Here is a 25,668-nt window from a genome sequence, read left to right as displayed (position 1 = left end):
GGAGATGGCAGGCGCAAGGTGTGCTCTGTGATGAAAGAGCCGGGAGTATCCGTGCTTACGGGATCTTTGGTTGGTGTTATTTCGCGTATCCGATTTCCTTGAGTGCCTCGGCAATTTCCGGAAGGATCGCCGGATCATCAATGGTGGCCGGCGTGTTATAGGTTTCCCCGTCGGCAATCGATCGCATGGTCTTGCGCAGGATTTTGCCAGACCGTGTTTTCGGAAGCCGGTCAACCACGGTTGCCTGCTTGAACGCGGCAACCGGTCCGATCTGATCGCGGACCATGGCGACCACTTCGGCCAGAATGGCATCATGGGGCCGCGTGACACCGGATTTCAGGACGATGAAACCAAGCGGCAATTGCCCCTTAAGATCGTCATGCACCCCAATGACCGCACATTCGGCAACGTCGGGATGACCGGAAAGAACTTCTTCCATTGCCCCGGTCGACAAGCGGTGCCCGGCGACATTGATGATGTCATCGGTGCGCGACATGACATAGATATAGCCGTCTTCATCAATGAAACCGGCATCACCGGTGGCGTAATAGCCCGGGAATTCTTCGAGATAGGATGACTTGAACCGGTCGTCATTTTGCCAAAGCGTCGGCAAGGTGCCGGGCGGCAATGGCAGCTTGGCGGCCAATGCGCCGATCTGTCCGCGTTCAAGCGGTTTGCCCGCCTCGTCAAGAACCTGAACATCCCAGCCACAGGCTGCAACCGTCGGCGATCCGTACTTGATCGGCAACAATTCAATGCCGCGCGGATTGGCACAGATCGACCAGCCGGTTTCGGTTTGCCACCAATGGTCAATCACCGGCACGCCAAGGCTTTTTTCCGCCCATTGCAAGGTATCGGGATCGGACCGTTCACCGGCCAGATACAGCGCCTTTAGACAGCCAAGATCGTAATTCGCCATATGGGCGGCTTTGGGGTCGTCACGTTTGATCGCACGAAATGCGGTTGGCGCGGTGAACAGGACCTTGACCCTGTGTTGGGAAATCACCCGCCAGAAGGCACCGGCATCGGGGGTGCCGACCGGCTTTCCTTCATACATCACCGTCGTGCAGCCCGCCAAAAGCGGCGCATAGACAATATAGGAATGCCCGACCACCCAGCCGACATCGGACGCCGCCCAGTAAACATCACCGGCTTCGACGTCATAGATGTTTTTCATCGACCAGTGCAGGGCAACCATATGGCCGCCATTGTCGCGGACAACGCCCTTGGGCTGACCGGTTGTCCCGGACGTATAAAGAATATAAAGCGGATCGGTCGCCGCCACCGGCACACAATCCGATGGCGCGGCCTTGGCACATTCCACGGTCCAGTCAAAATCCCGCCCGGGGATCAGCAAGGCGTCACATTGCGGGCGCTGGTACAGAATGACCGATGACGGTTTATGGTCGGCAAGTTCGATCGCACGATCAAGAAGCGGTTTGTATTCAATGATGCGCGATCCTTCGATGCCGCAACTCGCCGTCAGGATCAGTTTCGGTTTGGCATCATTGATGCGCGTGGCAAGTTCGTTTGAGGCAAACCCGCCAAACACCACCGAATGCACAGCCCCGATGCGCGCGCACGCCAACATTGCCATCGCGGCCTGCGGGATCATCGGCATGTAGATGATTACCCGGTCGCCCTTGGTCACACCGCGTGCATGCAGGGCCCCGGCAAGGCGGGCCACATCGTCGCGCAGATGGCGATAGGTGATTTTTTCGACCGTGTTGGTGACCGGGCTGTCATAGATCAGGGCCGTTTGGTCCCCGCGCCCGTTTTCGATATGCCGGTCAAGCGCGTTATAGCAGGTATTGACCTCGCCACCCGTGAACCATCGGTAAAACGGCACATTGCTGTCATCAAGAACGCGGTCCCATTTGCGGTACCATGTGATGTTTTCGGCAGCTTCTGCCCAGAAACCTTCCTTGTCAGCAAGGGAGCGATCATAGGTTTCCTGATAACGACCAGTCATTGGCGAAAATTCCTCCCGCGATGATGGATCTTGTGCCCATACGGACCGCGTTTTTGTGGCGAGCGATTAAATCGGCATCATAATACCTATTTAATGCGCACTTACCCCTTAGACATTGGTAGAGCGTCGGTATTCCGCCATTTTTTGCGGATTAAAATCACTAAAATCCATTGCGCCGTGATCGGCTTGGGCCGCACGCGCGTATCGGATCAGGTGTCATCAGTGATGCGGGAATGTCGCCAGGCGCTTTAAAGCGCAGACATAAAGTTGCCGCCTCACGCGTGGGCGACAATCGGAGGCGGCAAAAGCAAGAGTTAGGAAATCTGTGAGGTCGTCAAACCGTCTGCATGGTTGATCGCATGTTTTTCATCACGCGTTTGGCCATGCTCAAACGGCTAATGGTTTATTCGGTTTATCTCGTCCTTGATTTCAAGCTTGCGACGTTTAATGTCTGCGACAAGGGAATCATCGGGCGCCGGTCGGCGCGTCTCGAGGTGGAGTTCCTGCTCAAGTGCAGCATGTTTGGCAGTAAGAGCTTCGATATGGCTTTGAACGCTCATTCGCCTACTCCTTATATCTGACATTGCCCACAAGAAGATGGTATTAATTTCGTAACATGATTTCCAGTGTTTCAATCACAATCGTGAACCAGAACACAGTCCAGCAAGGATCGGCATGACGCAAAAAGATCGACTTATCATCGGCATAACCGGCGCATCGGGTGTGATTTACGGCATACGTTTTTTAGAATTGCTCAAAAACACACCAATCGAGACTCATCTGGTTCTTTCGAAGGCAGCCGAACGCACCATCGCCTATGAGACCGATTTTAAAATCCGCGAAATCAAGGAGATGGCAAACGTCATCCATGACAATGCCGACATTGGTGCATCCATTGCGTCGGGATCGTTCCGGGCACGCGGGATGGTGGTTGCCCCCTGCTCGATGAAGTCCCTGGCCGAGGTCGCAAGCGGAGTCGCCGATAATCTGATCGCGCGTGCAGCTGACGTGATGCTCAAGGAACGCCGCCGTCTGGTGCTGATGGTGCGCGAAACCCCGCTGCATGCCGGTCACATCCGCAACATGGCGCAGGCCACTGAAAACGGTGCGATCATTGCCCCGCCGGTTCCGGCCTTTTATGCCCGGCCGCAATCGCTTGATGAAATGGTCACGCAAAGTTGCGGGCGGGTACTTGATCTGTTTGATATCGATTTACCCGACACCGCACGCTGGGGCGATGAGGATGCCGCCAATCACATCCCGGTCACCGGCAAGCCGAAAAACCGGACCTGAACGTTCATCGTTGCCTCAGGCTGCGACCAACCCCATCAGCGAGATCAGGCGATTTAGCGCCTGATCACATTCGCCCTGTTCCAGATCGAACCGGGTGGGCGACAGATATGCCCGTGCCCCGGCAAACGGGTCATCCGACGGGATCGGCGTTACCGCGTCACACAGGATATGCTGTTCAATCCGTTCTGCCTGCAATTCGTCTGATTTGACCTTTTGGCGCAGTTCCTGGGCGGTTGCGCGCGGGTCATCACGCAAAAAGCGTCTGGTTTGGCGCAACGGAACGATCACGTTGTCGCGCCAGTCCCGCACGGCTTCTTCCAGGGCGCTGACGCTGTGCGGTGCCAATCCTTTCTGGCCAAGAAAGAACATGAACAGCAGCATGTTCACATCCAGACCACAGCGTTCCTGCAATTCCAGACACAGCTTTGCCACACCGTCGCGACCATACATCCCGACCGTAAAGGTCCAGACTTCATCCTGATCCATTGTTACCTGCTCGTATCGTTTTTTGTTTTGTCTGATCGTCACACGGTTTTTGCCGTGCGCGCGACCTTTGGCGGATGCCCGAGATAAGCACCAAGCCCCTTTGCCGTCGAGACCATCGTACCCGCCGTGTCAACCAGACGCGGACCGACAATAACATCGGCCATCGCCACATCGACAACCTTGCGCTTTGACCAGGCGACAACCCGGTCAAACTTCTGTTCGGCAATCAGATCGACCGCATGAACCCCAAAGGCCGATGCAATCACCCGGTCACGCGGCGATGGCGTTCCGCCGCGCTGAACATGCCCCAGAACAGTAACCCGCGTATCCCAACCCGTGCGCGCACCAAGTTCATCGGCCAGCCAGTGCCCGATCCCGCCATAGCGGACCTTTTGGCCGTCATCGCCCTGGGTCACGGCCGCCCCGTCATCGCGTTTGACGGCCTCGGCGACAATCACCAGCGCATGGTTGCGCCCGCGTTTGCGGATATTGAGACAATGTTCGGTCAACGCATCAAGATCGTAATCCATTTCCGGGATCAGAATGGCATCCGCCCCACCCGCAACCCCGGCAAACAACGCAATATGCCCGGCATCGCGCCCCATGACTTCAAGGATCATGATGCGATCGTGTGATGCGGCGGTCGGTTGCAGGCGGTCCAGTGCCTCGACCGCGACATTGACCGCGGTGGTAAAGCCGACCGAATATTCGGTCTGGGCCAAATCGTTATCGATGGTTTTGGGAATACCGACCAGATTGATGCCCCCCATCTGGGCCAGCCGATGCAGGATCGCCATGCTGCCATCCCCGCCAACCCCGATCAGCGCATCCAGTCCAAGCTTGTGATAGCCATCAATCACTTCCTGCGAGCGGTCGGCAAAACTGCCATCGGGCATCGGATAATGAAATGGATCGCCTTTGTTGATCGTGCCAAGAATGGTCCCGCCAAGACGCAACATGCCGTCATTATTGACCTGATCATTAAGATCAATCGCCTGGGGCGGGTCCTGCATCAGGCCGTGTGTACCCTGACGGATACCGACAACATCCCAGCCATAACCAAGAACCGCACGGCGCACGACCGCCAGAATAACAGCATTCAGTCCGGCGCAATCGCCACCACTGGTCAAAATCCCGATCCGCATGTGTTTCCTTCCCAAGGTCGCCATCATTATTTTAAGGTCCGGGCGCTGATTTCAGGGTCCCGCCCGCAAAGGGTGATACAAATCATATGGGTTGCCCACCTCAATTCTGGTATTATCAGAATCCCTTCGCGTTGATTATTAAGCTGGATCAAAAATGGACGAAATCAATCAGATCGAGATTGAAAAGAAACTTCTTTCATTGCGCGAGGAACACCGCGATCTTGATATCGCCATCGAACAGATGGTTCAGGCCCCGCACCATGACCAATTGCGTCTGGGCCGCATGAAAAAGCGCAAACTCGCGTTAAAAGATGAAATTCGCTATGTCGAGTCGCAACTCGTGCCCGATATTATTGCCTGACCGGGCCGGCAATTGCGCCCGCGTGGGGCGCCGATTTTGCCCGTTCACAAAAGCGCCCCGACACCCTTTAAAAATTTGATCCGAACCGCACCCCGACCGTCGATTGACGATGCGGGGTTTGTGTTTTTGAAGACCACACAAAAAAACATGCAAGGCCAAGCCTTGCATCGGGCATTCAATGCATATGGGAAGCGATCAGATGCCGTAAGGGATACGGTCAAGCTGGGCGAGGCGCATTTCCTTTTGCGCGCGCAAGGCGGCATCCGCAGAATTCAGAACCGACTGGGCCGTATCGCCATTGGTCGCCTGATACAGGCCAAAGACCGGCACGACATAGATGAATTTGTCATTATGCGAATAGGGGTTCTGTTCAAGCCAGCGCGTTATCGCATCGGCACGCTGCAACACATCGTCGCGATCGACATTATACATCAAGGCGACAAAGTCATTGCATCCCAGATAGCCCAGATGATGCGGCGCCATCACGAAATCGGCCATGATTCTGCGGACATAGTTGAACAGGCCGTGTTTGCAGCCCTGTCCATAGCGCTGAAGAATATCGTCAATGTTAAACAGCTCGCAGATCAGAACCGTCCTGTTGGTGCGGTCCGTTCCGATCAGGGAAACTTCGTTTTCAAGGATCTGCATAAAGGTCGGATAGCTGAGCGCCCCGGTAAACGGATCACGGCCTTCGGTGCGGGCCAGACGTGCCTGCCGCTTTTTCAGTTCATTGACATTTTCCGTCAGACTGTTGATGCGCACCATCAACCGGCCGATGGCCTGTTCAACCGCCGGGGTTACCTGACTGTCGGGAATGCCAAGGACATTGGCCATATCAGGCGTGTGAAAGGGAACGTCATCCACCGTGTCGGGATGCGTTTCCGTATCGATATCAACCTGATGTTCGCGGCTGGGCGCACGTCGACTTCCGGCATCCCTGCCATAGGCAAGTACACCATACGGATTGGATGGGTATCTGCCATCCCCGCCCCCCATGGAGGGTGTCAACGAACCGGGCCTTGTGACTTTCATGTCTGACCTTCCCGTGCTACCTGCACAGTTATATGAGTGATTGGTAAATAATAAATCAAAAGTACAATCATTTCACATTAATTTTCAATCGACAGTAAGAATAGTATCGCTACCCTTCCGGGTAGCGCGGAATAATTGAAGATCGGACAGGAAAATATAAAGGATTCTGCGGGTCTGGCATGTTGCAAGCAGGCTTGCATGATGGCCCGTGCTGCATATAATGCGGCCCTTCACGAAACCGCCCGAATACGGAGCCGCCAACATGAGCGATCAAACACCGGTCATCGGCATTATCATGGGAAGCCAGTCCGACTGGGAAACCATGAAAAACGCAGCAGATGTCCTCGATGCGCTGAACGTCCCTTACGAAAAGAAAATCGTTTCGGCCCATCGCACCCCTGATCGCCTGTATGACTATGCCAAAACGGCAAAGTCACGCGGCCTTAAGGTCATTATCGCCGGTGCTGGCGGGGCGGCCCATCTTCCGGGCATGGCAGCGGCCATGACGCCGCTTCCGGTGCTGGGTGTGCCGGTTCAAAGCCGCACGCTTAAGGGCCTTGATAGCCTGCTTTCCATCGTGCAGATGCCGGGCGGCGTTCCGGTTGGTACCCTTGCCATCGGATCGGCGGGTGCAAAGAATGCCGGTTTGATGGCCGCCGAAATCATGGCGCTGATGGATGACGGACTTGCCGCACGCCTTGATGACTGGCGCGCAGCCCAGACCGCATCGGTCGCCGACGAACCGGTTGATCCGGCACCATGACCCAAGACAGGCGCGCCCAAACGGGCGCGTTTTTGTTTTGCCCGTCACAGATTTGAAATTGGCCTGACGACAGGCAATGTTTTCCCACCGGGAAGATTTTTGATCGAGGATTAAATGACGCAGGATTTCGACACGCGCATCATCGCACCGGGAAGCACGATTGGCATCATGGGCAACGGGCAGCTTGGTCGTATGGCCGCCTTCTGTGCGGCTGAACTGGGCTATAAGGTCCATGTGTTTGGCCCCGGGGCCGACAGCCCGACCGAACAGGTTTGCGCCAAGGCAACCGTTGCCGATTACACCGATCTGGATGCACTGCGCGCCTTTGCCGAGGATGTCGATGTCGTCACGTTTGAATTTGAAAACGTCCCGCATGACAGCGTAAAGCTGCTTTCTGACCTGGTGCCGGTACGCCCGGGCTGGAAATGCCTGCATATTTCGCAAAACCGCCTGCGTGAAAAGACCTTCTGCAACGAACACGGTATCGGCACCGCCCCGTTCGAAGCCGTCCGTTCGCTTGCCGATCTTGAAGTAGCGGTCGCCAAACTTGGCCGCCCGTCGGTTCTCAAGACCACCGAACTTGGCTATGACGGCAAGGGACAGGTCAAAATCAACGCCGATACCGATCTGGCCGAAGCCTGGGACGAGATGAAGGGGGCCGAGGCCATCCTTGAAGGCTTCATTTCCTTTGAACGCGAAATCTCGGTCATTGTCGCACGCGGCGTTCAGGGTGATACCGCCTGCTTCTGCCCGGTCGAAAACGTGCATACCAACCACATTCTTGATGTGACCGTCGCCCCGGCTGAAATTGCCGACAGCCTGTCAAAAAAGGCCGAAGACATCGCAATCAAGCTGGTCAGTGCGATGGAATTCGTCGGCCTTCTGGCGGTTGAAATGTTTGTCACTACCGATGGCGACATTCTGGTCAATGAAGTGGCCCCACGCCCGCACAATTCCGGTCACTGGACCATTGATGCCTGCATCACCAGCCAGTTCGAACAGTTCATCCGTGCTGTTTGCGGCCTGCCGCTGGGCGATCCGGCCCACCATTCCAAGGCCCGCATGAAGAACCTTCTGGGTGATGACATCAATGACTGGCAGGCAATTTTGACCGAGCCGAATGCAAAACTGCATCTCTATGGCAAGGCCGAAGCAAAGCCGGGACGCAAAATGGGTCACGTGACCTGGGTTCTTCCCAAATAAAGTGCCCCGACCGTAAGGTCACACAATATTCAAAGCCCCGGACAGCCTATGCATCCGGGGCTTTTTGTTATGTATTTCATTACGTTACGCATCAATATCGCATCAATATCACCGGCTGGCATTTTATGCCCAGCAGATTGGCATCGGGTTTGCTGTTGATCAGACAGGAAACTCTTTACGGACTGAACGTGATGAAGAAACTTCTGATCATTGTTGCAATGCTTGCCGGGCTTGGCGCCATTGAAACCCGCCTGAATGGCGTACATGCCGCACCGGGTGCGGCTGGATTTCCCGAAGTTGTCGAAGGCGACAAGCTTCGTTTTGGCAATCTGATTGTTGAACTGTTTGGCATTCGCGCCCCGAAACCGGGCATGATTTGCCGTGCGGGATCGGTTGAATTCCAGTGCGGTGCCGCCGCATCCCAGGCACTTGATCGCATCATCGACAACTATGCCATCAAATGTCAGCAAGTATCGGATGTGCAGCTGTTCCCGATGCTGACCGAATGCACCATCGGGCGTAATGACCTGAACCGGCTGATCCTGCGTGCCGGGTGGGCAATGGTCGATATGGTCAGCTGCGACAGCCATCCGAGCTGTGCGACCTATTTGCGCGATCAGGAATTTGCCAAGGAAAACCGCAAAGGCATCTGGATGGGAACGCCGCCGTCCGAACTGGTTGCGCTGGCAGCCAAACCGACCCTTGAAGAAATCCAGTCCGCCGATGACAAGGCAAAGCGCAAAGCCAATGGCGACAGCCCGCGCCATCTTTTCGGATCAGCCTTCACCGTCGACCTGGCCGAGGACATGAAACGCGCAAACGCCCCGGACAGAACGCTTCTGAGTTTTCTTGAAAACACCTTTTAGGTCCGCCTTCCGGACCATCGCCCCAAAGAGTTCCCGCCCCAAAACAAAACGCCACCGCATTGCTGCCGGTGGCGTTTCTGATTTTGTCTTTATGCTTGGCAGTCGGGCGGCTCAGCCCCCGAACTGACGGCGCAGCCGCCCCGGGGTCGGCATGCAATTGGCGACCTTTGCACCAAGCTTGAACGGGGCTGTGGCAAACTTGCCGACCTTGCCCAGCTTGGCGGTGATTTTCGGGATTTGCAGAACATTGCCGATCCGGCGGTCAAGGAACGCCCAGCTGTCGGCATGATCATCGGATGTATCATCCAGCCAGTAAGCCAGCGTCGATCCATACACCCCGGCCAGCAACATGCGCTTGGTGTACCAGTTATGATCGGTCGATGTATCACCGGCGGCCACCCACATGGCATCAACCGTGCCATGGGTCAGTTTAAGCCCAAGGGCGGCATTTTGCGGAAGGGTCATGAAGGCCAGCGCACCGCGCACGGCGTCTTTCTGATTTTCCACCAGATCAAGCCGGGTTTTGACCGCCGTGGCAATCCGGTCGCGGATTTTCATGTTTTCCAGCCCCTTCTCATCAAGGGCGGCGATCATTTTGCAGTCGGTCATTTCGACATAGGTCACAATGGCCTGACGGATACCATTTGGCAGCAACCGGTCCACTTCACCCGGCGCAAGATCAAGATCCTCTGCCCCGGCCAGCAGCGCCTGTCTGGTCCAGCCGTCAAAGGGGATATGTTCAAGGGCGGCCTCGACCAGTGCTTCGCGCTGGGCTTGCAGGCGGCTCATGCTTTCGGACACGGTCATTTATGCCTCCTCGTCAGGTGATCCGGCGTCTTGCGCATCGTCATCACTTCGCGATGCACAAGCCTGCCTGAATGTAGTCTCGGGCGGGTATTCGCGCAATTCTTCGTTAAACCCAAGAAGCGTCATGTCTTCCATACGTTCGGGATACATGACTCCGATCAAATGATCATATTCATGCTGAACGACCCGGGCATGGAACCCACCGGCAATGCGTTCGATTTCTTCGCCCTGTTCATTTAACCCGCGATAGCGGATTTTGTTCCAGCGCGGTACCACCCCCTGAAGCCCCGGGATCGACAGGCACCCTTCCCAGCCATCAACGATTTCATCGCCAACCGGTTCGATTTCCGGGTTGATCAGAACCGAAAGCGGAATGGCCGCATCGTCGGGATCGTCGCTTTGGCGCATGGCGGGCACGTAATAGACCATAATCGCCTTTGACTGAAACACCTGTGGTGCCGCAAGGCCAACGCCACCGGCATCCTTCATGGTGTCCTTCATATCAGCAATCAGGCGCTGAATTTCGGGATCAAGCGGGTCTTCGACCCGGTCGGCGACCTTGCGCAGAACCGGGTGGCCCATCCGGGCAATTTTCAGGATCGACATAGCACTATATCCATCCAAAACCGCCCGGCTGTAAAGCCCCGGCGTGCAAAACATCCCGACGATACCGGCCCTTGCAAGCAACACCTGCGATGCCAGCGACAATCATCCTTGCAATCCCCCCGGCGCATCCCGGGGATGCCCCATTCCTAGTGCCCGGTCAGAACCAGCGTCTGGATCGGCAATAGCAGGGCCTGAACCCGCAACAACAGGGCGTGAACCACACCGACGGTTTGCACCATATGCAGGAACAGCCATTCGCCCGTTCCGATATCGGGATTTTCAAGCTGATCATGGGTGTTGGTATAGGCATTGCCGGCACATTTGCTGCCAAGCGGCACATCGGCAATCGATTCCGGATAAAGCGGCACCATCTTGACCAGGAACGTACCGGGCTTGGCCCGTTCGGTGATATCAAGCAACTGGTCGCTTGGCCGGAACTGACCGGCGGCGATCACCGGCTGCACATCAATCACCACCATCGGAATGATTTCAAATGGCAGGGACGCACAGGTGACTTCGGTAATCACACCGGTTTTGACCACCTGTGTCGATATCTGGTTAAAGCCGGCAAGGAATATGGTTTCCCCGTCCCGTTCCGGGATCAGGATACCGGCCGGACGCAAGATCGGACTGACAAAATCCCCGACCTGAAGGGCGAATTGCTGGATATTGCCCTTTACCCCGGCGCGGACCACGGTTTTGGACAGATCAGCCTCGGCCGATCGCAAGGCTGCCTGCGCATTGGCAAGCTGGGCGGGCAGAAGACTGTCAAGTTTGGTCTTGATCACATTCAGGCTGGCCTCGGCGGCATTAAGTCCGCCCTGACGCGTGGTCAATGATACTTCCAGCCGTTCGACTTCGCGCCTTGAAACCGCATTGGTGCCGCGCGACAGCAGGTCCGATTTGACCTTCAATTCGTCGCGCACCTGATTATAGGCCCCGCGCGCCTGTTCGACATTGCCTTCGGCCACGGCAATATCGGCACGCGCCACATCCATCTGGGCACGGATTTCGGCAATACGCTGTTCGGCCATGGCAACGGCTTCGCGTTCGACCCGGTTATCAAGGCGGAATAACGGGTCTCCGGCATCCACATCGTCATCATTATCGACATAAACCTCGACCACGCGCCCGCCCTTTTCCGGCAGAATGGTGATGGTCCGGAAAAAGGACGACACATTGGTTGTCGACGGATGGAAATAGAAAATCAAGGTCACCAGACTAAGTGTCAGGATCGCACAGGCCGTAATGCCATAGCGAAGCTCGTACCAGACGGAAAACAGGGTTAATTCCTTGCCGATCCGTTTGCCCTGGACATACCGGCGCACCAGAAAATCGGGCAGGATGGTGAACATCGAACACAGAAGAAGCTCAAACATCTTTCGGATTCTCCTGACGCGCGCCCTCGGATGACGGATCAGGGCTGCCTGCCCCGTCCGCCGGTTTCACATCGGTTGTCCCATGTGCCGTTGCTGGTGACGGGTTTGGCGCCGGGGTTCCCGACGGGCTTGACGACGGGTTTTGGGCTGCACCACCGGGGCTTATGGTCGCCCCCTTGGCCTGCGCCATCGCCATAAGCGCATTGGCAATCGCCTGAATCGGGGAAATGAAATCGGGGAACCTGATCACCGCCAGAACCAGTGCCGCCACCCAGAACACGTTGTTATGGGTAAATAACGCCAGAAGCGTCAAAACACCGATCAGCTGAATTTGGGTGTGATTGGCATGATGGGCCAACCGTTCGGGCAAGGCATGGATATTCAGATAAAACGCCCCGATCAAAAACACCGCCAGAATCACAAACCAGACAACACCGACAAACAGGGCATCGGTATCGCCCGGCGCTGTAACAAAGAACGGCGCATGGGCAATTGCCGCTTCGCGCAGACTGTTTTCCATCTGTGGACCCTACCCGTTTTTGAACCAACCTTGTCTTGTGCGTTTTGATATCCGGGGCTGATCACCCTTGGTGGCCCGCGATATATTGAATTTTGTCAACGCATTATAGCAACTTTTGATTTTATTTTTACTATATAATTCACCCAAAGCATCCTATAACAAAACCGACATCGGAATTTCACCTCCCATGCCTTGGCGTTTTGCGGTGCAGGCATGTATAAACGTCAAAGGCGAATATCCCCTTCCCTCTTTTCTTTTTGGCCGGTTTGCACTATATACAGGCCACGGTCAGCTTGACCGTAAATCCAACCGGGGAGCATTCCGCACTCCGGGTGTTTTTGTTTTTTTGAAAGGAGCGTGGTTTCCGTGCAGGTAATCGTTCGCGACAACAATGTCGATCAGGCTCTGAAAGCGCTTAAGAAAAAGATGCAGCGCGAGGGCATTTTCCGTGAGATGAAACTCCGTCGCCACTTTGAAAAGCCGTCGGAGAAGAAAGCTCGCGAAGGGGCGGAAGCAATCCGTCGTGCCCGCAAGCTGGAGCGTAAGCGCATCGAGCGCGAAGGCTTCTAGTCTTTTTCACTTTCGGGGTATCTCGAACGTGACTGTACGATCGAATTTGGCTTGCCAAGTTCGGACCCGTGCGCCAAGCCCGCCTCGGAGAAATCCGGGCGGGTTTGGTTTATCTGGACCCTGCCTTTCCTGCCGCCCCACCCCATTTGCGGTACGACCGACAGGCAATCCCAAAACACGGCAAATACACGCCTAGTCCGCGCTTATCAGCCGAGCCAGATCATCAAGCCATGATGACGTTGCCCCAATTGGGCCGGGCATCGGTTCTGATCGGATCAAAATGCCCGACTGGCCGCGATAGACCGTATAGACCGTGCGTTCGGCAATATCGGTAAAGGCCGAACTGCCAAAGTCGGTATCAACCAGAAAATTCCATTCCGCCAGATAATTGACCAGATCAAGCGCATCGCCCACGCCCAGCTCATAGGCGCGATAAGGGGCGGTATTTTGCTTTTGCACATCGCGATAGCGCCCTTCAAAGCGCACCAGCTGATAGCGCGCATCCATGCCCATGACATTGGCCCATGGCTTAAGCTTGATGAACTCGGCATCTATCCGCCACTGATCCCCGAAAATCTCGTAGCTGCCACTGACACCGGGATCATCGGACGCCAGATGGGCGGTAAACACATCGGGTCCGACCGCTTCGAAATACAGGGCTGCTATCGGCTTTTCATCGCTCAGGCGCACATAGGTCAACACCGTCAGCCCCATCGAGGCCACCAGCGCAATCGACAACACGACCACCAGAAACAGCGAAACCCGTATCACCCGAAACATGCCACTTTCCAACCCAAGCCATCAGAACGAAGCCTAGAAGACTAAAAACCACCTTCAATTCAAGCAGTTCCGCTAATCACGAAAGCCGTCGTTCATAGGAAGCGCCTCGATGAGAAAGGTCTCGTATGCCGTAAGTTATTTCCTGTGAGTTTTGAGCATTCGTGGAAGAGTACCCCTCAAACTGCTTTTGAATCCTTCCTAGGCGCCTTAATTGTTGTGCTAGCAAGTTGCTTGCCTTGGTATCGGTGTAAGGACGGGACTCTACATCATCCCACCAAGTATTGAGTGCAAGGATGCCGTGCCGCACGAGATCGAGCAGAATAACGTCGCTATTTGCTAACCTAAAGACTCCTTCGAAAACGGAAAGCTTGTCCCCTTTACGCGGATTCAACTTATCAAGCGTATATACGTATTTCCTCGAAAAGTAATTTCGCTCCTTAACTAGGGTCTCAAAATACGATTGATCCACTATAAAGCGAGTAAGTTTTGTAGCGATTTTTTCTACGGCTACCAGAGACAATTCCTCCACTCGGGGAAGATCGTTCCTCTGCTCTGCAATTTTAATAAGTTCCTTGGAAGAAAGCACAAACGCATCAAGTGCGGCATCGCTTGTTGTATCCTTAAAGGACAGACTTAAGGTGAAGTTGTGAAGCCCCTGCCAATCGTCCGAGATTTTTTTGACTTGAATGAAGTTTCGAATAAACTCACGACGCCTGCAACCTAGCGTATGCGCCTTACTTAAAGCCTTGTTAGCTTCTCGGATATCTGGCGGTGAAAGCTTAAGCAGAGCAGCTCCAAGTATACTAGCCGCATCCCCACTTTTCGAAAACTTGTCACAAAGCTGTTTCGCTATAATGACCCCCTGATCAAATTTCTGCTCATCCCAGCAATGCAATACTCGTCGAATCCCTAAGCCTACTTCTTTTACATCAGTATTGCTTTTCTGCTGGGCTCTAGCACAAGAGCTCTCAACTAGTGACGCATTCGCACCAAGTTTCCTTTTTATAATCTCCGTAATAGCCACAAGGTCTGATGGAGCAACAATTACTGTGTCTCCTGTGGATGAGGTATTTGTTGCTATTAGGTGATACGCCTGCAGTTCAGAAATGCGGTCGCGAATAATTTTTGATGTGCTTTCCAAAACATTTGTTAAGTCGTTAATGCTCGTTTCACGTAAAAGCAGCACAGCATAGAGCAATTTTCCTTGCGCATCATCTAGTTGATCAATCTCTCTCTCGAAAGCAAAACGCCTAACTTCTTCACCATCCTGCCCTTTCCAAGTGCTCGTTGCGTCAGATAGGTTCTCACCAAGTTTAACAAGCCTTATGATTGAGGTGGTAAACAACGGAGATCCAGATGTTGAAATGAAAAGATCATCTAGAACCTTTCCTGACACTCTTTTAATTTTAAAGGTATCGGTGAGATTATTTACATAATCATTAAATGATGGACGTTCCAGCCCAGATATCTTCAATACTGACGTAGGAGGAAGTCCCTGATCAATTCGAGACGTCATTAATATTCTTGTTGGAGGTATCTCCCTTCCAACAGTCCTAAGAGCAACACCATTTAAAGCAGAAACAAATTCTTTTTGAAGATCAGGTGTAAGACTATCCAAATCATCAACTATTATCAAACATGTATATATAGATATTGCCTCTATAACATGATCTATTAGATCATCTATAGTAACCTCTTCATCATCAAGAGCTACATCATAAGATAGCACTTCAAGTGTTTTTTTCAGAAGGTCACTTAAGTCTTGAAAGTCTACTCGCCCAGTGGGGACCATTTTCCCACGCAACGCCGAATACGTTTGCTGCTTTGCCGTCAGCCAAATTACTTTCTCAATGTCACCAGCATTATTAGAAATGACCTCTTCGGCAAACTGAAGAGCTAAAGTCGTTTTCCCTAAGCCACCGATGCCTGTAATTAATTTGACAGGATTTCTAACATCGCTCAGCCAACTCCTAAGTTCCGCCAGCTGATCATCACGACCAACGAACTTAATCAACTCTGGATCACGTGGCGGAAGGAACGCTTCCACTCTTCGGAGAGGCATCGAGGACTTTCTTTCCGGCGGATTTCGGTCGGAGTGCAGAAACTTCCAATCCTCACTCGTTGAAGCGGCTGGCCTGCACTCGTCCCGAATTCGAACGTATGTTTCTTTTCTGAAAGCTCTGTCCCCCCCCTTCGAGGGACCGTCTTTCCGGAAACAGACCGGTGTATCATTGGTTTTTCTACGAGGTATCAAGAGCAACCCGACCTTGACACCTTCCGCCAATTCAAATGAGCGATATAAACACTCTATACTTCTATCAGTATATGATTGAATTTTCTTATTAACTTCTCCACAATCAAATTCTCCAGACACCCCTTTTACTCTATTACTCCCCTTATCATGGACACCAAATAATATATACCCACCATATGAATTATGAAATGCAACTATGTCTTTAATTATTGATGCCTGCCTGTACCTAAACAACTTCCGCTGATCATCGCTATCACCATTATAAAACTGAGGAATTTCTGACTTATAGTCCCATAGTTGTGTTTCAAAATCATATGGAATACTATTTGGAACAATAAGGTTTATAATATTTTGACTAAGATCATATTCATCCACTGCTGTACGCAACTCCTCCAACACACCTTTCAGAGACTTTTCCTCTTCTGACTTATACTTTGAGGGCGTTGGTTTTTCTTCTGCTATTTTGGGTGTGAATTTCATCAGTAATATCTTTCAATTAAAGACGATAGGTCGAGACATTAAACCCAATACCACCCCAAATTGCAACGCAGAAGCAAGCGCGATCCCTGCCCAAACCGTGTTTTTTCAGGAGCAAAAAGGAAGAGTGAAATATCCGTCGAAAACCTAGAGGAAAATGGCACCACCCAACGTTCGGCATCATAAAAGACAGAAGGCGGCCCACTTGGGCCGCCTTCTTCATTGCAAACCAATCTGGTTGATCAGGTATCAAGATGCATGACGATTTCTTCGCACATCTTTTTGGCATCCCCAAACAGCATCATGGTGTTGTCCTTGAAGAACAGTTCGTTCTGAATCCCGGCATAGCCAGATGACATGCCGCGTTTGACGAACAGGACCGTTTTGGCCTTTTCGACTTCAAGGATCGGCATGCCAAAGATCGGGCTGGCCGGATCGGTTTTGGCGGCCGGGTTGGTGATGTCGTTGGCCCCAATGACAAAGGCAACGTCAGCGGATCCGAAATCACGGTTGATTTCTTCCATTTCCATCACTTCGTCATAGGGAACGCTGGCCTCGGCCAGAAGCACGTTCATGTGACCGGGCATACGACCGGCCACCGGATGGATGGCGTAGCGGACATTGACACCCTCGGCCTTGAGGATATCGGCCATTTCACGCAATGCGTGCTGTGCCTGTGCGACTGCCATGCCGTAACCCGGCACGATGATCACGCTTGATGCGTTTTTCATGATGAAAGCCGCATCATCAGCCGAACCCGATTTGACCGCCCGATCACCATCGCCACCGCCAGCAGCAGCAGCTTCGCCTTCGGCGCCAAAGCCGCCAAAGATCACATTGAAGATCGATCGGTTCATGCCCTTGCACATGATATAGGACAGGATCGCCCCAGATGCGCCAACCAGCGCGCCGGTAATGATCAGGGCATTGTTTTGCAGGGTAAAGCCGATGCCACATGCCGCCCACCCGGAATAGGAGTTCAGCATCGAGACAACAACCGGCATATCCGCGCCGCCAATCGGGATGATCAGGGTCACGCCCAGCACCAGTGCCAAGGCGACCAAAATCCAGAATGCGGTGTGGCTTTCGGTGGTGACCAGAATGATGCCAAACACGACAATGGCAATGCCAATGCCAAGATTAAGCATATGCTGACCGGCAAAGCGCACAGGCGTGCCTGAAACGATGCCCTGAAGTTTGCCAAAGGCAACGAGCGACCCGGTAAAGGTGATCGCACCAATCGCCACCCCAAGCCCCATTTCGATCAGGCTGGCCGCACCGATATTGCCCGCCGTACCAATGCCATAGGCACCGGGCGAATAAAGGGCCGCCCCGGCAACGAATACCGCCGCCAGACCGACTAGCGAATGGAAGGCGGCGACAAGCTGTGGCAAGGCGGTCATCTGAATTTTAAGGGCGATCACCGTACCGATGGCCCCGCCGATCAGAATCCCGACAATGATGGTGGTGTAAGACAGCACTTCCGGGGAAGCCAGCGTGGTAAAGATGGCAATTGCCATACCCACCATGCCAAGGATGTTCCCGGTCCGGGCCGATTCAGGTGACGAAAGTCCGCGCAACGACAGGATGAAGCAGACCGAGGCCACCAGATACAGGAAAGCCGAAAGGTTTTCCGACATTGTGTGTTCCCCCTACTTCTTTTTCTTGAACATATGCAGCATGCGCTGGGCGACGATAAAGCCGCCAAAGATGTTGACCGATGCCAACACCACCGCGATGAAGCCCATCATCTTGGAGAAGTTCATCTCCACCGGGCCTGCTGCAAGAAGTGCACCGACAATAATCACCGACGAAATGGCGTTGGTAACCGCCATCAGGGGTGAATGAAGGGCCGGGGTGACTTTCCACACCACGTAATAGCCGACAAAACAGGCCAGTACGAACACGGTCAGACCAAGAACCGTCGGGCTGACACCCGTTCCCTGGACTGCGACCGTGGCGGTGTTTGCTGCGTCGGTTGCGCCACTTGCCAGACTGTCGGCAAGCTTTGCGGCCTTTTCTGCCAGACCAAGGGCGGCATCACGCAGTTCATTTGCATTCTGGGCTACGGATTGATCAGCCATTTGCGACCTCCTCCCCGCCGAATTTCGGATGGACGACCTTTCCGTCGTGGGTGAGCCTGGTTTCGGCGATGATCTGGTCTTCGCCGTCAAACACCAGTGCGCCCTTGTCCTTGTCGACAGAAAGGGTAATGAAGTTCAAAAGGTTCTTGGCATACATCGCGGTTGCATCGGTCGCGACCGAGCTTGTGATATTTGCCGGACCGATCAGCTTGACGCCATTGTCGGTCAGAACCGTTTCGCCAAGCTTCACACCGGCAACGTTGCCACCGCGTTCAGCAGCCAGATCAATGATCACCGAACCCGGTTTCATGCCGGCAACCATGTCGGCTGTGACAATTTCCGGGGCCGGACGGCCGGGAATAAGCGCGGTCGTAATGACGATATCGGTCTTGGCCAGAACTTCCTTGAGCTTCTCGGCCTGCTTTTTCTTGTAGTCGTCCGACATTTCCTTGGCATAGCCGCCAGAGGTTTCTGCATCCGATGCATTGTCGTCTTCGACTTCGATAAAGGTACCGCCAAGCGACTGGACCTGCTCCTTGACCGCCGGGCGCACGTCAAATGCCGACACAACGGCACCAAGGCGCTTGGCCGTTGCAATGGCCTGAAGGCCGGCAACACCGGCCCCGACCACAACAACACGGGCGGGCGGCAAGGTGCCGGCAGCCGTCATCATCATCGGATAGATCCGGCCGAACTCATGGGCGGCATCAAGAACCGCGCGATATCCGGCAAGGTTGGATTGCGACGACAGAACGTCCATCGACTGGGCACGCGAAATACGCGGCATCAGTTCCATGGAATAGCCATCAACCCCGGCCTTGGCCATCGCATCGATCAGGTCTTTGCGGTCATAGGGCTCAAGCAGGGCAACAACAGCAGCACCCTTTTTATAAGCCGTCAATTCGTTGGTTTTGCCATCAATGACAGGTGGGCGAACCTTGAAGATGACATCGGCATCCTTCACGGTCGTTTTCATTGTCTTGGCAATGGTTGCACCGGCATCGACAAAGCGATCATCCGGTATGGCGGCGTCAATTCCGGCACCAGCCTCAATTGCGACGTCGAACCCCAGAGCCTTCAGCTTCTTGACGGTCTCTGGTGTGACGGCAACGCGCTTCTCTCCGGGCCATATTTCCTTTGGAACGGCCAGTTTCATCGCGTTAGACCTCCTTCCCTAATGTAATGGTAAGCACGGTAATTCTTGTTGTTATTGCGAAGTAACCGGTTTCAGAATGTCATCACGCATTCTGTTTTGATCCGGCTACCGGCACCCTTGCCCGGAAAGAAAAAAGGCGGTTCTTCCAGCTAACGCAGAAGAAACCGCCCACTTTCCCACCACGCATTCCGAGGCATAAAGCCTTGGTGACATGTCAGGTCCCACCCGCCATTGGTGCTCAGGACAAACAATCAATGACGCCCCGCCATGTCTGCGTTGAAAGCAAGATGCGATTTCCCACCAACAACCACAATATCAAAAACCTATAAAAAATCAGTTTAACTGAATTTCGATTAATAACGGTGAAATTCCATTATGTGCGGATTTTCGCACATTTTATTTCCGTAACGGAACAGGTCTTGATCCGCACCATCACACAATAGACCGTTGATTTACAGCAGTTTCCCCTATTTTCACCCCACGCATAAAGTGAACATTATCTTACAAACAAACGCGAAAGTCTGCATAAATTGATTTATTCCCGTCGCATATCGAACGCCCCGTCCGAAAAAATGTTCGTGAATTTGTGCAAGTTTTTTTTCTGAAACAGAAGATACCAGACAGGTGAAAATCGGAAATTTGCCATGGAATCGATCTATCAGCGCACCGATACAAACCGCGCTTTCTTAGATTAATTCTAACAAGCGGCACTTCCCGGTCAAAAACCCACCCCTCCCTACACCAACTTATAGGCGAAAAAGGCCAAGCCTATACTCAGTTACAGGTTACCTAATATACCACCCATGGTATTTTCAGGACTGCCTTTCCCGACTTTACGATCACCAAAAGTGCTTCTTCAAATGTAGGTTGATGGGGACAAACCAATGCGTACCAAATTTGGACTGCTGGTCTTTGGGGCCGTTATGAGCCTTTCGGCCGGGACTATGGCCTTTTCTGCAAAGGCCCAAACGTATTTTCCACCCGATGTCGACAAATCAGGATGTGCCTTATCCCAGGATGACTTCAACAATGACTGGACCCGGCTTTCGGTTTTCTCGCCGGGTGCCCCGTTCGGACCGGTTTACGATGCCACCAGTGGCATGGTTTACGTTTTCCCGGCTAATGGCCCCAGTTTTGAAAGCACCAAACCCGATCATTGCGACTTCTATAAATGGGGCGCACAGATGTTTCTGTGGCTGACCTCGACCATTGATGATACCGGCAGCCAGACCACAAATCCGACCTTCTCGTCAAAATTACCGTATGTTTTCAACAGCGAGTTTTTCTATCGACTGTCTTCGGATCACAAGAACCTGCTGGCGCAGGGATCGGGCGCAGACGCACCGAACATGCAGATCAGTCTGCGCCACGCCAAATCCGACGAAGATGAAAGCATCGGGCAGGCTGGCGGAAATGGCGTCTTGCTGACACAGGGGAGTTCGCCGTCCCTGACCTATTACGGTGTTCATGTTAACCGTCTCTATGGGTATTTCCTGAACCTGTATGACAAGGTCATTTCACGGGTCATCGACATCAACCAGGATATCAAGATTGATCCCGTCAAAATTGATCCCAAGCTTTCCCGTTTTCCGACCACTTCGGCCGAGGCATGCGCAACCATTTTCTACGCCAAGGAAAAGGGCTTTGTTGAACATGGCGACTGGCCTGATCTGATTGAGCATCTATTGTGCCCGTATTTCTGGCCAGCACCGGGCAAGACACCCACGACCATTCCGACCATCCCTGAAATCGAACCGGCTGTTGATTTCCTGTCATTGGCGGTTGAACTCAAGACATCATGGGTTGATGCATCCACCCTTCCGGCCAACAAGCTTCACAAGTATGTCCGGCAAAATCTGGAAATTCCGGTCTATGACAAATCCAATCCCGACCGCTGGTTTGTGACTGGTTCTGAAACACGCGAACTTGCGATGGTCGGCATGCATGTTGTCGGTTCTGTCGAAGGGCACCCGGAAATGATCTGGGCAACCATCGAGCATGAAGACAACGCTCCCAATTCCACATATTACTACATGAATTCAAATGGCAAAGTGACCGAGGTTTCCGGCCCTCAGACAGGGAGCTCCTGGACGTTCTCGGATGGTACAGTCGTCGACGAAGTAGCGGAATTCGCCGTGAGCTGTGATAGCGACAAGATGCCGAAAGGCTGTGTTGAGAAAAGCGACATTGTCGCAGCTATTGATGTCCCGAATACCACACCGCTTGAAGTTCCGATTCAGCCATCGAACGTCACGCGTCTACACCCGTGGGGCAATGTTCAGACCAGCTCAAATTCGGATGTCATTTCACAGAACACTCAGATCATTTCACTGAATAATGACGTCAGAAACCTGATCAAGGCCAACAATTCCGGCGACCCGCGCCAATACTATTTCCTGAGTGGCGCGCTTTGGACAAGTGATGGCAGCATCCCGACCAAGGAACATTATCCCGAAAATACCGGCTCGATGATCCTTGCCAACACCACCATGGAAACATTCGAACAGCAAACCAGCTGCTTTGGTTGTCACAATACCTTTGGCTCGTCCAACGGCTTGGACATCAGCCATATTTTCAGCGACATCAGCCCTGACCTGCCCAAGGCGCCTGACAAGTAATTCGAGCCTAAATGCTACGGCCCCGAGAACGTCCATTTTCGGGGCCGTGCATTCATTTCTTTAATCTTCCGGGCGTTCCAGCCCGATCAGATCAAGGGCTTTTTTCTGACGGGATTCGAGTTCAGAGACATCAAAATCGCCGACCAGATCATGGAACAGGCGATACCAGTTCACATGCGCATCAAGGCGCAGGAACACAGCCCCCAGCCCGACCGCTACACGGTCAACCAGAACAAACTCGCGTGGCGGCTTGACCCCGCCGACACGGCGCAGTTCCTGATGGACCTTGGAGGCGACTTCCGCGCCATAGGCAACCGAATTGGTTTCGCCCATTTTGCGTTCGCGGTCATCAAGGATCGGGCCATAAACAAAGCTGGCCCAGATGTTAAGCACATCAATCAGTTCGCGTGACGGCGCCTCAAAGCCCCAGCTTTCATAGGCGGAAACGGCCTTTTCCTCGTCCTCGTCACGAAGGGCTTCATAAAGCGTGATCACCGCCTTGACGAAATCGGGTTTGAAGATACGGATACAGCCGAAATCCAGAAGATTGACCGACAGGTCATCGCGCAATGTGTAATTGCCCAGATGCGGGTCACCATGAATGACGCCATAACGGTAAAATGGCACATACCAGGCCCGAAACATGTTAAGCGCCACCTGATTGCGCGCATCCTGATCGGGATTGCTATCAAGGAATTTCTGGAACTTCTGCCCGTTTTGCCAGGTCATGGTCAAAAGCCGCCCGGTAGTCAGCCCGTCCACCGGTTCGGGAACATGCACGGTATTTTCACCGGCCAGCATGTGGCCATAAAGGCGCATATGTTTGGCTTCGCGGCCGTAATCAAGCTCTTCGCGCAGGCGTGCCGTCAGTTCGTTCTGGATATTTTCGGCATCGATCGCACTGTCATAGCGCTTATAGATCGCAAAGGCGGCGCGAAGCTGCTTAAGGTCGGCCTCAACCGTTGCCGACATATCGGGATATTGCAGCTTGCAGGCCACTTCGCGTCCGTCGGGCAGGGTTGCCTTATGCACCTGTCCAAGCGATGCAGCAGCCACCGCATCGTGGCTGAATTCGGTGAAATTTGATTGCCATCCCGCCCCCAGTTCACTGCGCATCCGGCGTTTGACAAACAGCCAGCCCATGCTGGGCGCATCAGCCTGAAGCTGTGCCAGGGCCTGGGTATATTCCTTGGGCAGGGCATCGGGGATGGTTGAAAGGATCTGGGCCACTTTCATAAGCGGGCCTTTCAACCCGCCCAGAGCCGAGGTCAGTTCGGCAGCATATTTGGCATGATCAATTTCGCCACCGAACACCTTTCCGGTGGCAAGGCGTGCGGCCAGTTTCCCGGCCGACGCCCCCACCCTTGCATAACGACGAACCCGCCCGCCAAACCTGTTTTCTTCGGAAGGTGGGGTAAAATCATCGTCGTCTGCATTCATGTCAGGAAAGCTCCTCCAGCTCGTCGATCATGCGTTTGATCATGTTCAGACCCCGTTGCCAGAAGGCCGGGTCGGATGCATCAAGACCGAACGGTGCCAGAAGTTCCTTGTGATGTTTGGTGCCCCCAGCTTTCAGCATATCAAGATATTTCTGCTGGAAGCCGTCTTCGGCGTGTTCGTAAACATCATAAAGCGAGTTCACAAGGCAATCACCAAAGGCATAGGCATACACATAGAACGGCGAATGGATGAAATGCGGAATGTAAGACCAGTAATATTTGTACTCGTCCTCATACCGGATGGCATCGCCCAGACTTTCATGTTGTACGGCAAGCCAGATCTCGCAGATCTCATCAACGGTCAATTCACCTTCGCGGCGCTTGTCATGGACGCGTTTTTCGAACTCGAAGAACGCGATCTGACGCACGACGGTGTTGAGCATATCCTCAACCTTGCCGGCCAGCATGATGCGTTTCATCTTCGGATCGGTTTCCGAGCGCAGCATCGACTGGAAAGTCAGCATTTCGCCAAATACCGATGCGGTTTCCGCAAGGGTCAGCGGCGTATCAGACAGGAAATAGCCATGTTCACCGGCCAGGACCTGATGCACACCATGGCCCAGTTCATGGGCAAGGGTCATCACATCACGGGTTTTGCCGTGATAGTTCAGCAGCAAATAGGGATGGGCTGACGGTACGGTCGGATGGGCAAAGGCGCCCGATGATTTACCGGCACGCGGCGGCACATCGATCCATGGATTGTCAAAGAATTTCTGCCCAACCGTGGCCAGTTCCGGTGAAAATTCACCATAAGCCTTAAGCACGGTCGACCGTGCGGTTTCCCAATCGATCTGACGATCATCGTCATCAGGAAGCGGCGCGTTACGGTCCCAGTAATCAAGCTGATCGACACCGAACCATTTTGCCTTCAGGCGATAATAACGGTGCGACAGATCGGCATGGCTGTTTTTAACGGCGGTGTTAAGCGCATCAACCACTTCGTCTTCGACCTGGTTGGACAGGTTGCGTGACGATACCGGGGTGGCAAATTTGCGCAGGCGATCATCAATCTCCTTGTCCTTGGCAAGGGTGTTGGTGATATGCGCCAGAAGCTTGATATTCTTGCCCAGAACATCGCCAATTGCTTTGGCGGCCTTTTTGCGATCTTCCACCTTGGTCGAGGAAAGCATGTTTGATGCGTCCGACATGGTCAGCTCATTGCCATCAATCGGGAAGCGCAGATCAGCCATGGTCTGATCAAACAGGCGCACCCAGGCGCTTGATCCGACGACACGGCGTTCATGAAGAACCTGTTCGACTTCGTCAGACAGTTGGTGCGGGCGGAAGGCCCGGTTTTCATTCAGCCACGGGCGATACCGGCGCAGATCGGCACTTTCGGCATATTTCGCATCAAGCGCGTCATCTTCGATGCGGTTCAGCTCAAGCCCGAAGAACAGTGACAGGCTTGAAATCGCCGTCATTTCTTCCTGAACGGACTGATAGAACTGACCAATTGCGGGATCGGCACTGTCACCGGCATAAAGCAGCTGTGCAAAGGAGCCGATTTTACCGCAAATCTCGCTGATGGCTTCATATTCGGCAATCGCGCCTGCCAGTTCGTCGCCCGACAGATCGTTCAATTTGCCCTGATAGCTTTTTTGGAACGCCTGACTGCGATTTTTTGCATCATCAAGATCGCGCCGGATAGCGGGGTCTTTTGGATCGTTATAGAGATCCGTCAGATCCCAGGTCGGCAAATTCTTGTTGATCGCGTTCATTTGTCCTCCAGACTAATCTCTTGCTTTCGCCCCGTTCTGCGCCGTCATGATCCGCATGCCGCGCAGTCACATCCCGATA

General features: G+C 53.5%; 22 protein-coding genes and 1 pseudogene. 7 read left to right on the top strand and 16 right to left on the bottom strand.

The features are described 5' to 3' along the window. Nucleotides 1-76: 76 nt before the first annotated feature. A pseudogene (locus SIB88_RS07780) lies at nucleotides 77-1,987 on the bottom strand (propionyl-CoA synthetase); the annotation flags it as partial. Between the two features lie 380 nt (nucleotides 1,988-2,367). After that, entirely contained in the window at nucleotides 2,368-2,532 is a 165-nt protein-coding gene (locus SIB88_RS07775; RefSeq protein ID WP_082817874.1) for a YdcH family protein, read from the bottom strand. Between the two features lie 115 nt (nucleotides 2,533-2,647). On the opposite strand from SIB88_RS07775, the gene SIB88_RS07770 reads away from it, so the two are divergent. Continuing rightward, nucleotides 2,648-3,265 (top strand): UbiX family flavin prenyltransferase, encoded by a 618-nt coding sequence (locus SIB88_RS07770; RefSeq protein WP_412557793.1) that lies wholly within the window; start codon nucleotides 2,648-2,650, stop codon nucleotides 3,263-3,265. Nucleotides 3,266-3,280: 15 nt separating this feature from the next. Here the strand turns inward: SIB88_RS07770 and SIB88_RS07765 are convergent, their stop codons facing one another. Next, nucleotides 3,281-3,751 (bottom strand): TIGR02444 family protein, encoded by a 471-nt coding sequence (locus tag SIB88_RS07765; RefSeq protein WP_101245840.1) that lies wholly within the window; start codon nucleotides 3,749-3,751, stop codon nucleotides 3,281-3,283. 38 nt (nucleotides 3,752-3,789) lie between these two features. Next, entirely contained in the window at nucleotides 3,790-4,896 is a 1,107-nt protein-coding gene (locus SIB88_RS07760; protein WP_101245839.1) for an ATP-dependent 6-phosphofructokinase, read from the bottom strand. A gap of 154 nt (nucleotides 4,897-5,050) precedes the next feature. Here SIB88_RS07760 and SIB88_RS07755 point away from each other — a divergent pair, with 154 nt between their 5' ends. Further along, a complete protein-coding gene (locus SIB88_RS07755) occupies nucleotides 5,051-5,257 on the top strand; it encodes a YdcH family protein (RefSeq protein ID WP_068519692.1) in 207 nt (68 codons plus the stop codon). A 195-nt stretch (nucleotides 5,258-5,452) separates the two neighbouring features. Here SIB88_RS07755 and SIB88_RS07750 read toward each other — a convergent pair whose 3' ends face one another. Then, entirely contained in the window at nucleotides 5,453-6,289 is an 837-nt protein-coding gene (locus SIB88_RS07750) for a GGDEF domain-containing protein (protein ID WP_228196486.1), read from the bottom strand. 262 nt (nucleotides 6,290-6,551) lie between these two features. Here SIB88_RS07750 and purE point away from each other — a divergent pair, with 262 nt between their 5' ends. From purE to SIB88_RS07735, 3 genes are all read left to right on the top strand, one after another. Next, nucleotides 6,552-7,052, top strand: a complete 501-nt coding sequence (gene purE, locus SIB88_RS07745; protein WP_068519690.1) for a 5-(carboxyamino)imidazole ribonucleotide mutase — start codon at nucleotides 6,552-6,554, stop codon at nucleotides 7,050-7,052. A gap of 114 nt (nucleotides 7,053-7,166) precedes the next feature. After that, on the top strand, nucleotides 7,167-8,255 hold the full coding sequence (locus tag SIB88_RS07740) for a 5-(carboxyamino)imidazole ribonucleotide synthase (RefSeq protein WP_206927087.1): 1,089 nt from the start codon (nucleotides 7,167-7,169) through the stop codon (nucleotides 8,253-8,255). 191 nt (nucleotides 8,256-8,446) lie between these two features. After that, nucleotides 8,447-9,121 carry a thermonuclease family protein gene (locus SIB88_RS07735; RefSeq protein ID WP_412557792.1) on the top strand — a complete coding sequence of 225 codons (675 nt, stop codon included), beginning with the start codon at nucleotides 8,447-8,449 and terminating at the stop codon, nucleotides 9,119-9,121. A gap of 111 nt (nucleotides 9,122-9,232) precedes the next feature. Here SIB88_RS07735 and SIB88_RS07730 read toward each other — a convergent pair whose 3' ends face one another. The 4 genes from SIB88_RS07730 to SIB88_RS07715 all read right to left on the bottom strand — a co-directional run bounded on the left by SIB88_RS07730 (nucleotide 9,233) and on the right by SIB88_RS07715 (nucleotide 12,433). Next, complete coding sequence (locus SIB88_RS07730; RefSeq protein WP_412557791.1) at nucleotides 9,233-9,928, bottom strand: COQ9 family protein; 696 nt, start codon at nucleotides 9,926-9,928, stop codon at nucleotides 9,233-9,235. Next, complete coding sequence (def, locus tag SIB88_RS07725; RefSeq protein ID WP_068519686.1) at nucleotides 9,929-10,534, bottom strand: peptide deformylase; 606 nt, start codon at nucleotides 10,532-10,534, stop codon at nucleotides 9,929-9,931. A gap of 146 nt (nucleotides 10,535-10,680) precedes the next feature. Continuing rightward, the gene (locus SIB88_RS07720; protein WP_068519685.1) at nucleotides 10,681-11,913 is read right to left on the bottom strand and encodes an HlyD family secretion protein; all 1,233 of its coding nucleotides are present in this window, start codon (nucleotides 11,911-11,913) and stop codon (nucleotides 10,681-10,683) included. Then, on the bottom strand, nucleotides 11,906-12,433 hold the full coding sequence (locus SIB88_RS07715; RefSeq protein WP_412557790.1) for a hypothetical protein: 528 nt from the start codon (nucleotides 12,431-12,433) through the stop codon (nucleotides 11,906-11,908). Before SIB88_RS07715 ends, SIB88_RS07720 begins: the two co-directional genes overlap by 8 nt. A gap of 366 nt (nucleotides 12,434-12,799) precedes the next feature. Between SIB88_RS07715 and rpsU the strand changes: the two genes are divergently transcribed. After that, nucleotides 12,800-13,003 carry a 30S ribosomal protein S21 gene (gene rpsU, locus SIB88_RS07710; RefSeq protein ID WP_008891676.1) on the top strand — a complete coding sequence of 68 codons (204 nt, stop codon included), beginning with the start codon at nucleotides 12,800-12,802 and terminating at the stop codon, nucleotides 13,001-13,003. A gap of 192 nt (nucleotides 13,004-13,195) precedes the next feature. Here rpsU and SIB88_RS07705 read toward each other — a convergent pair whose 3' ends face one another. The 5 genes from SIB88_RS07705 to SIB88_RS07685 form a co-directional block, all read right to left on the bottom strand. After that, on the bottom strand, nucleotides 13,196-13,783 hold the full coding sequence (locus SIB88_RS07705) for a hypothetical protein (RefSeq protein ID WP_412557789.1): 588 nt from the start codon (nucleotides 13,781-13,783) through the stop codon (nucleotides 13,196-13,198). 76 nt (nucleotides 13,784-13,859) lie between these two features. Continuing rightward, nucleotides 13,860-16,517 carry an RNA-binding domain-containing protein gene (locus SIB88_RS07700; RefSeq protein WP_412557788.1) on the bottom strand — a complete coding sequence of 886 codons (2,658 nt, stop codon included), beginning with the start codon at nucleotides 16,515-16,517 and terminating at the stop codon, nucleotides 13,860-13,862. Between the two features lie 239 nt (nucleotides 16,518-16,756). Next, nucleotides 16,757-18,154, bottom strand: coding sequence for an NAD(P)(+) transhydrogenase (Re/Si-specific) subunit beta (locus SIB88_RS07695; RefSeq protein ID WP_412557787.1), 1,398 nt, complete (start codon nucleotides 18,152-18,154; stop codon nucleotides 16,757-16,759). A 12-nt stretch (nucleotides 18,155-18,166) separates the two neighbouring features. Beyond that, the gene (locus SIB88_RS07690; RefSeq protein WP_068519680.1) at nucleotides 18,167-18,598 is read right to left on the bottom strand and encodes an NAD(P) transhydrogenase subunit alpha; all 432 of its coding nucleotides are present in this window, start codon (nucleotides 18,596-18,598) and stop codon (nucleotides 18,167-18,169) included. After that, a complete protein-coding gene (locus SIB88_RS07685) occupies nucleotides 18,591-19,754 on the bottom strand; it encodes a Re/Si-specific NAD(P)(+) transhydrogenase subunit alpha (RefSeq protein ID WP_068519679.1) in 1,164 nt (387 codons plus the stop codon). The genes SIB88_RS07690 and SIB88_RS07685 overlap by 8 nt, the downstream gene beginning before the upstream one ends. 884 nt (nucleotides 19,755-20,638) lie before the next feature. Here SIB88_RS07685 and SIB88_RS07680 point away from each other — a divergent pair. Further along, a complete protein-coding gene (locus SIB88_RS07680; protein ID WP_412557786.1) occupies nucleotides 20,639-22,372 on the top strand; it encodes a hypothetical protein in 1,734 nt (577 codons plus the stop codon). Between the two features lie 60 nt (nucleotides 22,373-22,432). On the opposite strand, the gene SIB88_RS07675 is transcribed toward SIB88_RS07680, so the two are convergent. Further along, nucleotides 22,433-23,812, bottom strand: a complete 1,380-nt coding sequence (locus tag SIB88_RS07675) for an ABC1 kinase family protein (protein ID WP_412557785.1) — start codon at nucleotides 23,810-23,812, stop codon at nucleotides 22,433-22,435. Between the two features lies 1 nt (nucleotide 23,813). Then, nucleotides 23,814-25,589, bottom strand: coding sequence for a M3 family oligoendopeptidase (locus tag SIB88_RS07670; RefSeq protein ID WP_412557784.1), 1,776 nt, complete (start codon nucleotides 25,587-25,589; stop codon nucleotides 23,814-23,816). Between the last annotated feature and the right edge of the window lie 79 nt (nucleotides 25,590-25,668).

It is taken from the genome of Thalassospira sp. MIT121401 (genome assembly GCF_047125595.1).
GTDB classification, from domain to species: Bacteria; Pseudomonadota; Alphaproteobacteria; order Rhodospirillales; family Thalassospiraceae; genus Thalassospira; species Thalassospira povalilytica.
This window is presented reverse-complemented; position numbering and strand designations above follow the sequence as displayed.

What these genes read in the sequence shown, in the direction of transcription:
- SIB88_RS07775 (WP_082817874.1), bottom strand. Translation starts at nt 2,532, where the DNA reads ATGAGCGTTCAAAGCCATATCGAAGCTCTTACTGCCAAACATGCTGCA.
- SIB88_RS07770 (WP_412557793.1), top strand. Translation starts at nt 2,648, where the DNA reads ATGACGCAAAAAGATCGACTTATCATCGGCATAACCGGCGCATCGGGT.
- SIB88_RS07765 (WP_101245840.1), bottom strand. Translation starts at nt 3,751, where the DNA reads ATGGATCAGGATGAAGTCTGGACCTTTACGGTCGGGATGTATGGTCGC.
- SIB88_RS07760 (WP_101245839.1), bottom strand. Translation starts at nt 4,896, where the DNA reads ATGCGGATCGGGATTTTGACCAGTGGTGGCGATTGCGCCGGACTGAAT.
- SIB88_RS07755 (WP_068519692.1), top strand. Translation starts at nt 5,051, where the DNA reads ATGGACGAAATCAATCAGATCGAGATTGAAAAGAAACTTCTTTCATTG.
- SIB88_RS07750 (WP_228196486.1), bottom strand. Translation starts at nt 6,289, where the DNA reads ATGAAAGTCACAAGGCCCGGTTCGTTGACACCCTCCATGGGGGGCGGG.
- purE (WP_068519690.1), top strand. Translation starts at nt 6,552, where the DNA reads ATGAGCGATCAAACACCGGTCATCGGCATTATCATGGGAAGCCAGTCC.
- SIB88_RS07740 (WP_206927087.1), top strand. Translation starts at nt 7,167, where the DNA reads ATGACGCAGGATTTCGACACGCGCATCATCGCACCGGGAAGCACGATT.
- SIB88_RS07735 (WP_412557792.1), top strand. Translation starts at nt 8,447, where the DNA reads ATGAAGAAACTTCTGATCATTGTTGCAATGCTTGCCGGGCTTGGCGCC.
- SIB88_RS07730 (WP_412557791.1), bottom strand. Translation starts at nt 9,928, where the DNA reads ATGACCGTGTCCGAAAGCATGAGCCGCCTGCAAGCCCAGCGCGAAGCA.
- def (WP_068519686.1), bottom strand. Translation starts at nt 10,534, where the DNA reads ATGTCGATCCTGAAAATTGCCCGGATGGGCCACCCGGTTCTGCGCAAG.
- SIB88_RS07720 (WP_068519685.1), bottom strand. Translation starts at nt 11,913, where the DNA reads ATGTTTGAGCTTCTTCTGTGTTCGATGTTCACCATCCTGCCCGATTTT.
- SIB88_RS07715 (WP_412557790.1), bottom strand. Translation starts at nt 12,433, where the DNA reads ATGGAAAACAGTCTGCGCGAAGCGGCAATTGCCCATGCGCCGTTCTTT.
- SIB88_RS07705 (WP_412557789.1), bottom strand. Translation starts at nt 13,783, where the DNA reads ATGTTTCGGGTGATACGGGTTTCGCTGTTTCTGGTGGTCGTGTTGTCG.
- SIB88_RS07700 (WP_412557788.1), bottom strand. Translation starts at nt 16,517, where the DNA reads ATGAAATTCACACCCAAAATAGCAGAAGAAAAACCAACGCCCTCAAAG.
- SIB88_RS07695 (WP_412557787.1), bottom strand. Translation starts at nt 18,154, where the DNA reads ATGTCGGAAAACCTTTCGGCTTTCCTGTATCTGGTGGCCTCGGTCTGC.
- SIB88_RS07690 (WP_068519680.1), bottom strand. Translation starts at nt 18,598, where the DNA reads ATGGCTGATCAATCCGTAGCCCAGAATGCAAATGAACTGCGTGATGCC.
- SIB88_RS07685 (WP_068519679.1), bottom strand. Translation starts at nt 19,754, where the DNA reads ATGAAACTGGCCGTTCCAAAGGAAATATGGCCCGGAGAGAAGCGCGTT.
- SIB88_RS07680 (WP_412557786.1), top strand. Translation starts at nt 20,639, where the DNA reads ATGCGTACCAAATTTGGACTGCTGGTCTTTGGGGCCGTTATGAGCCTT.
- SIB88_RS07675 (WP_412557785.1), bottom strand. Translation starts at nt 23,812, where the DNA reads ATGAATGCAGACGACGATGATTTTACCCCACCTTCCGAAGAAAACAGG.
- SIB88_RS07670 (WP_412557784.1), bottom strand. Translation starts at nt 25,589, where the DNA reads ATGAACGCGATCAACAAGAATTTGCCGACCTGGGATCTGACGGATCTC.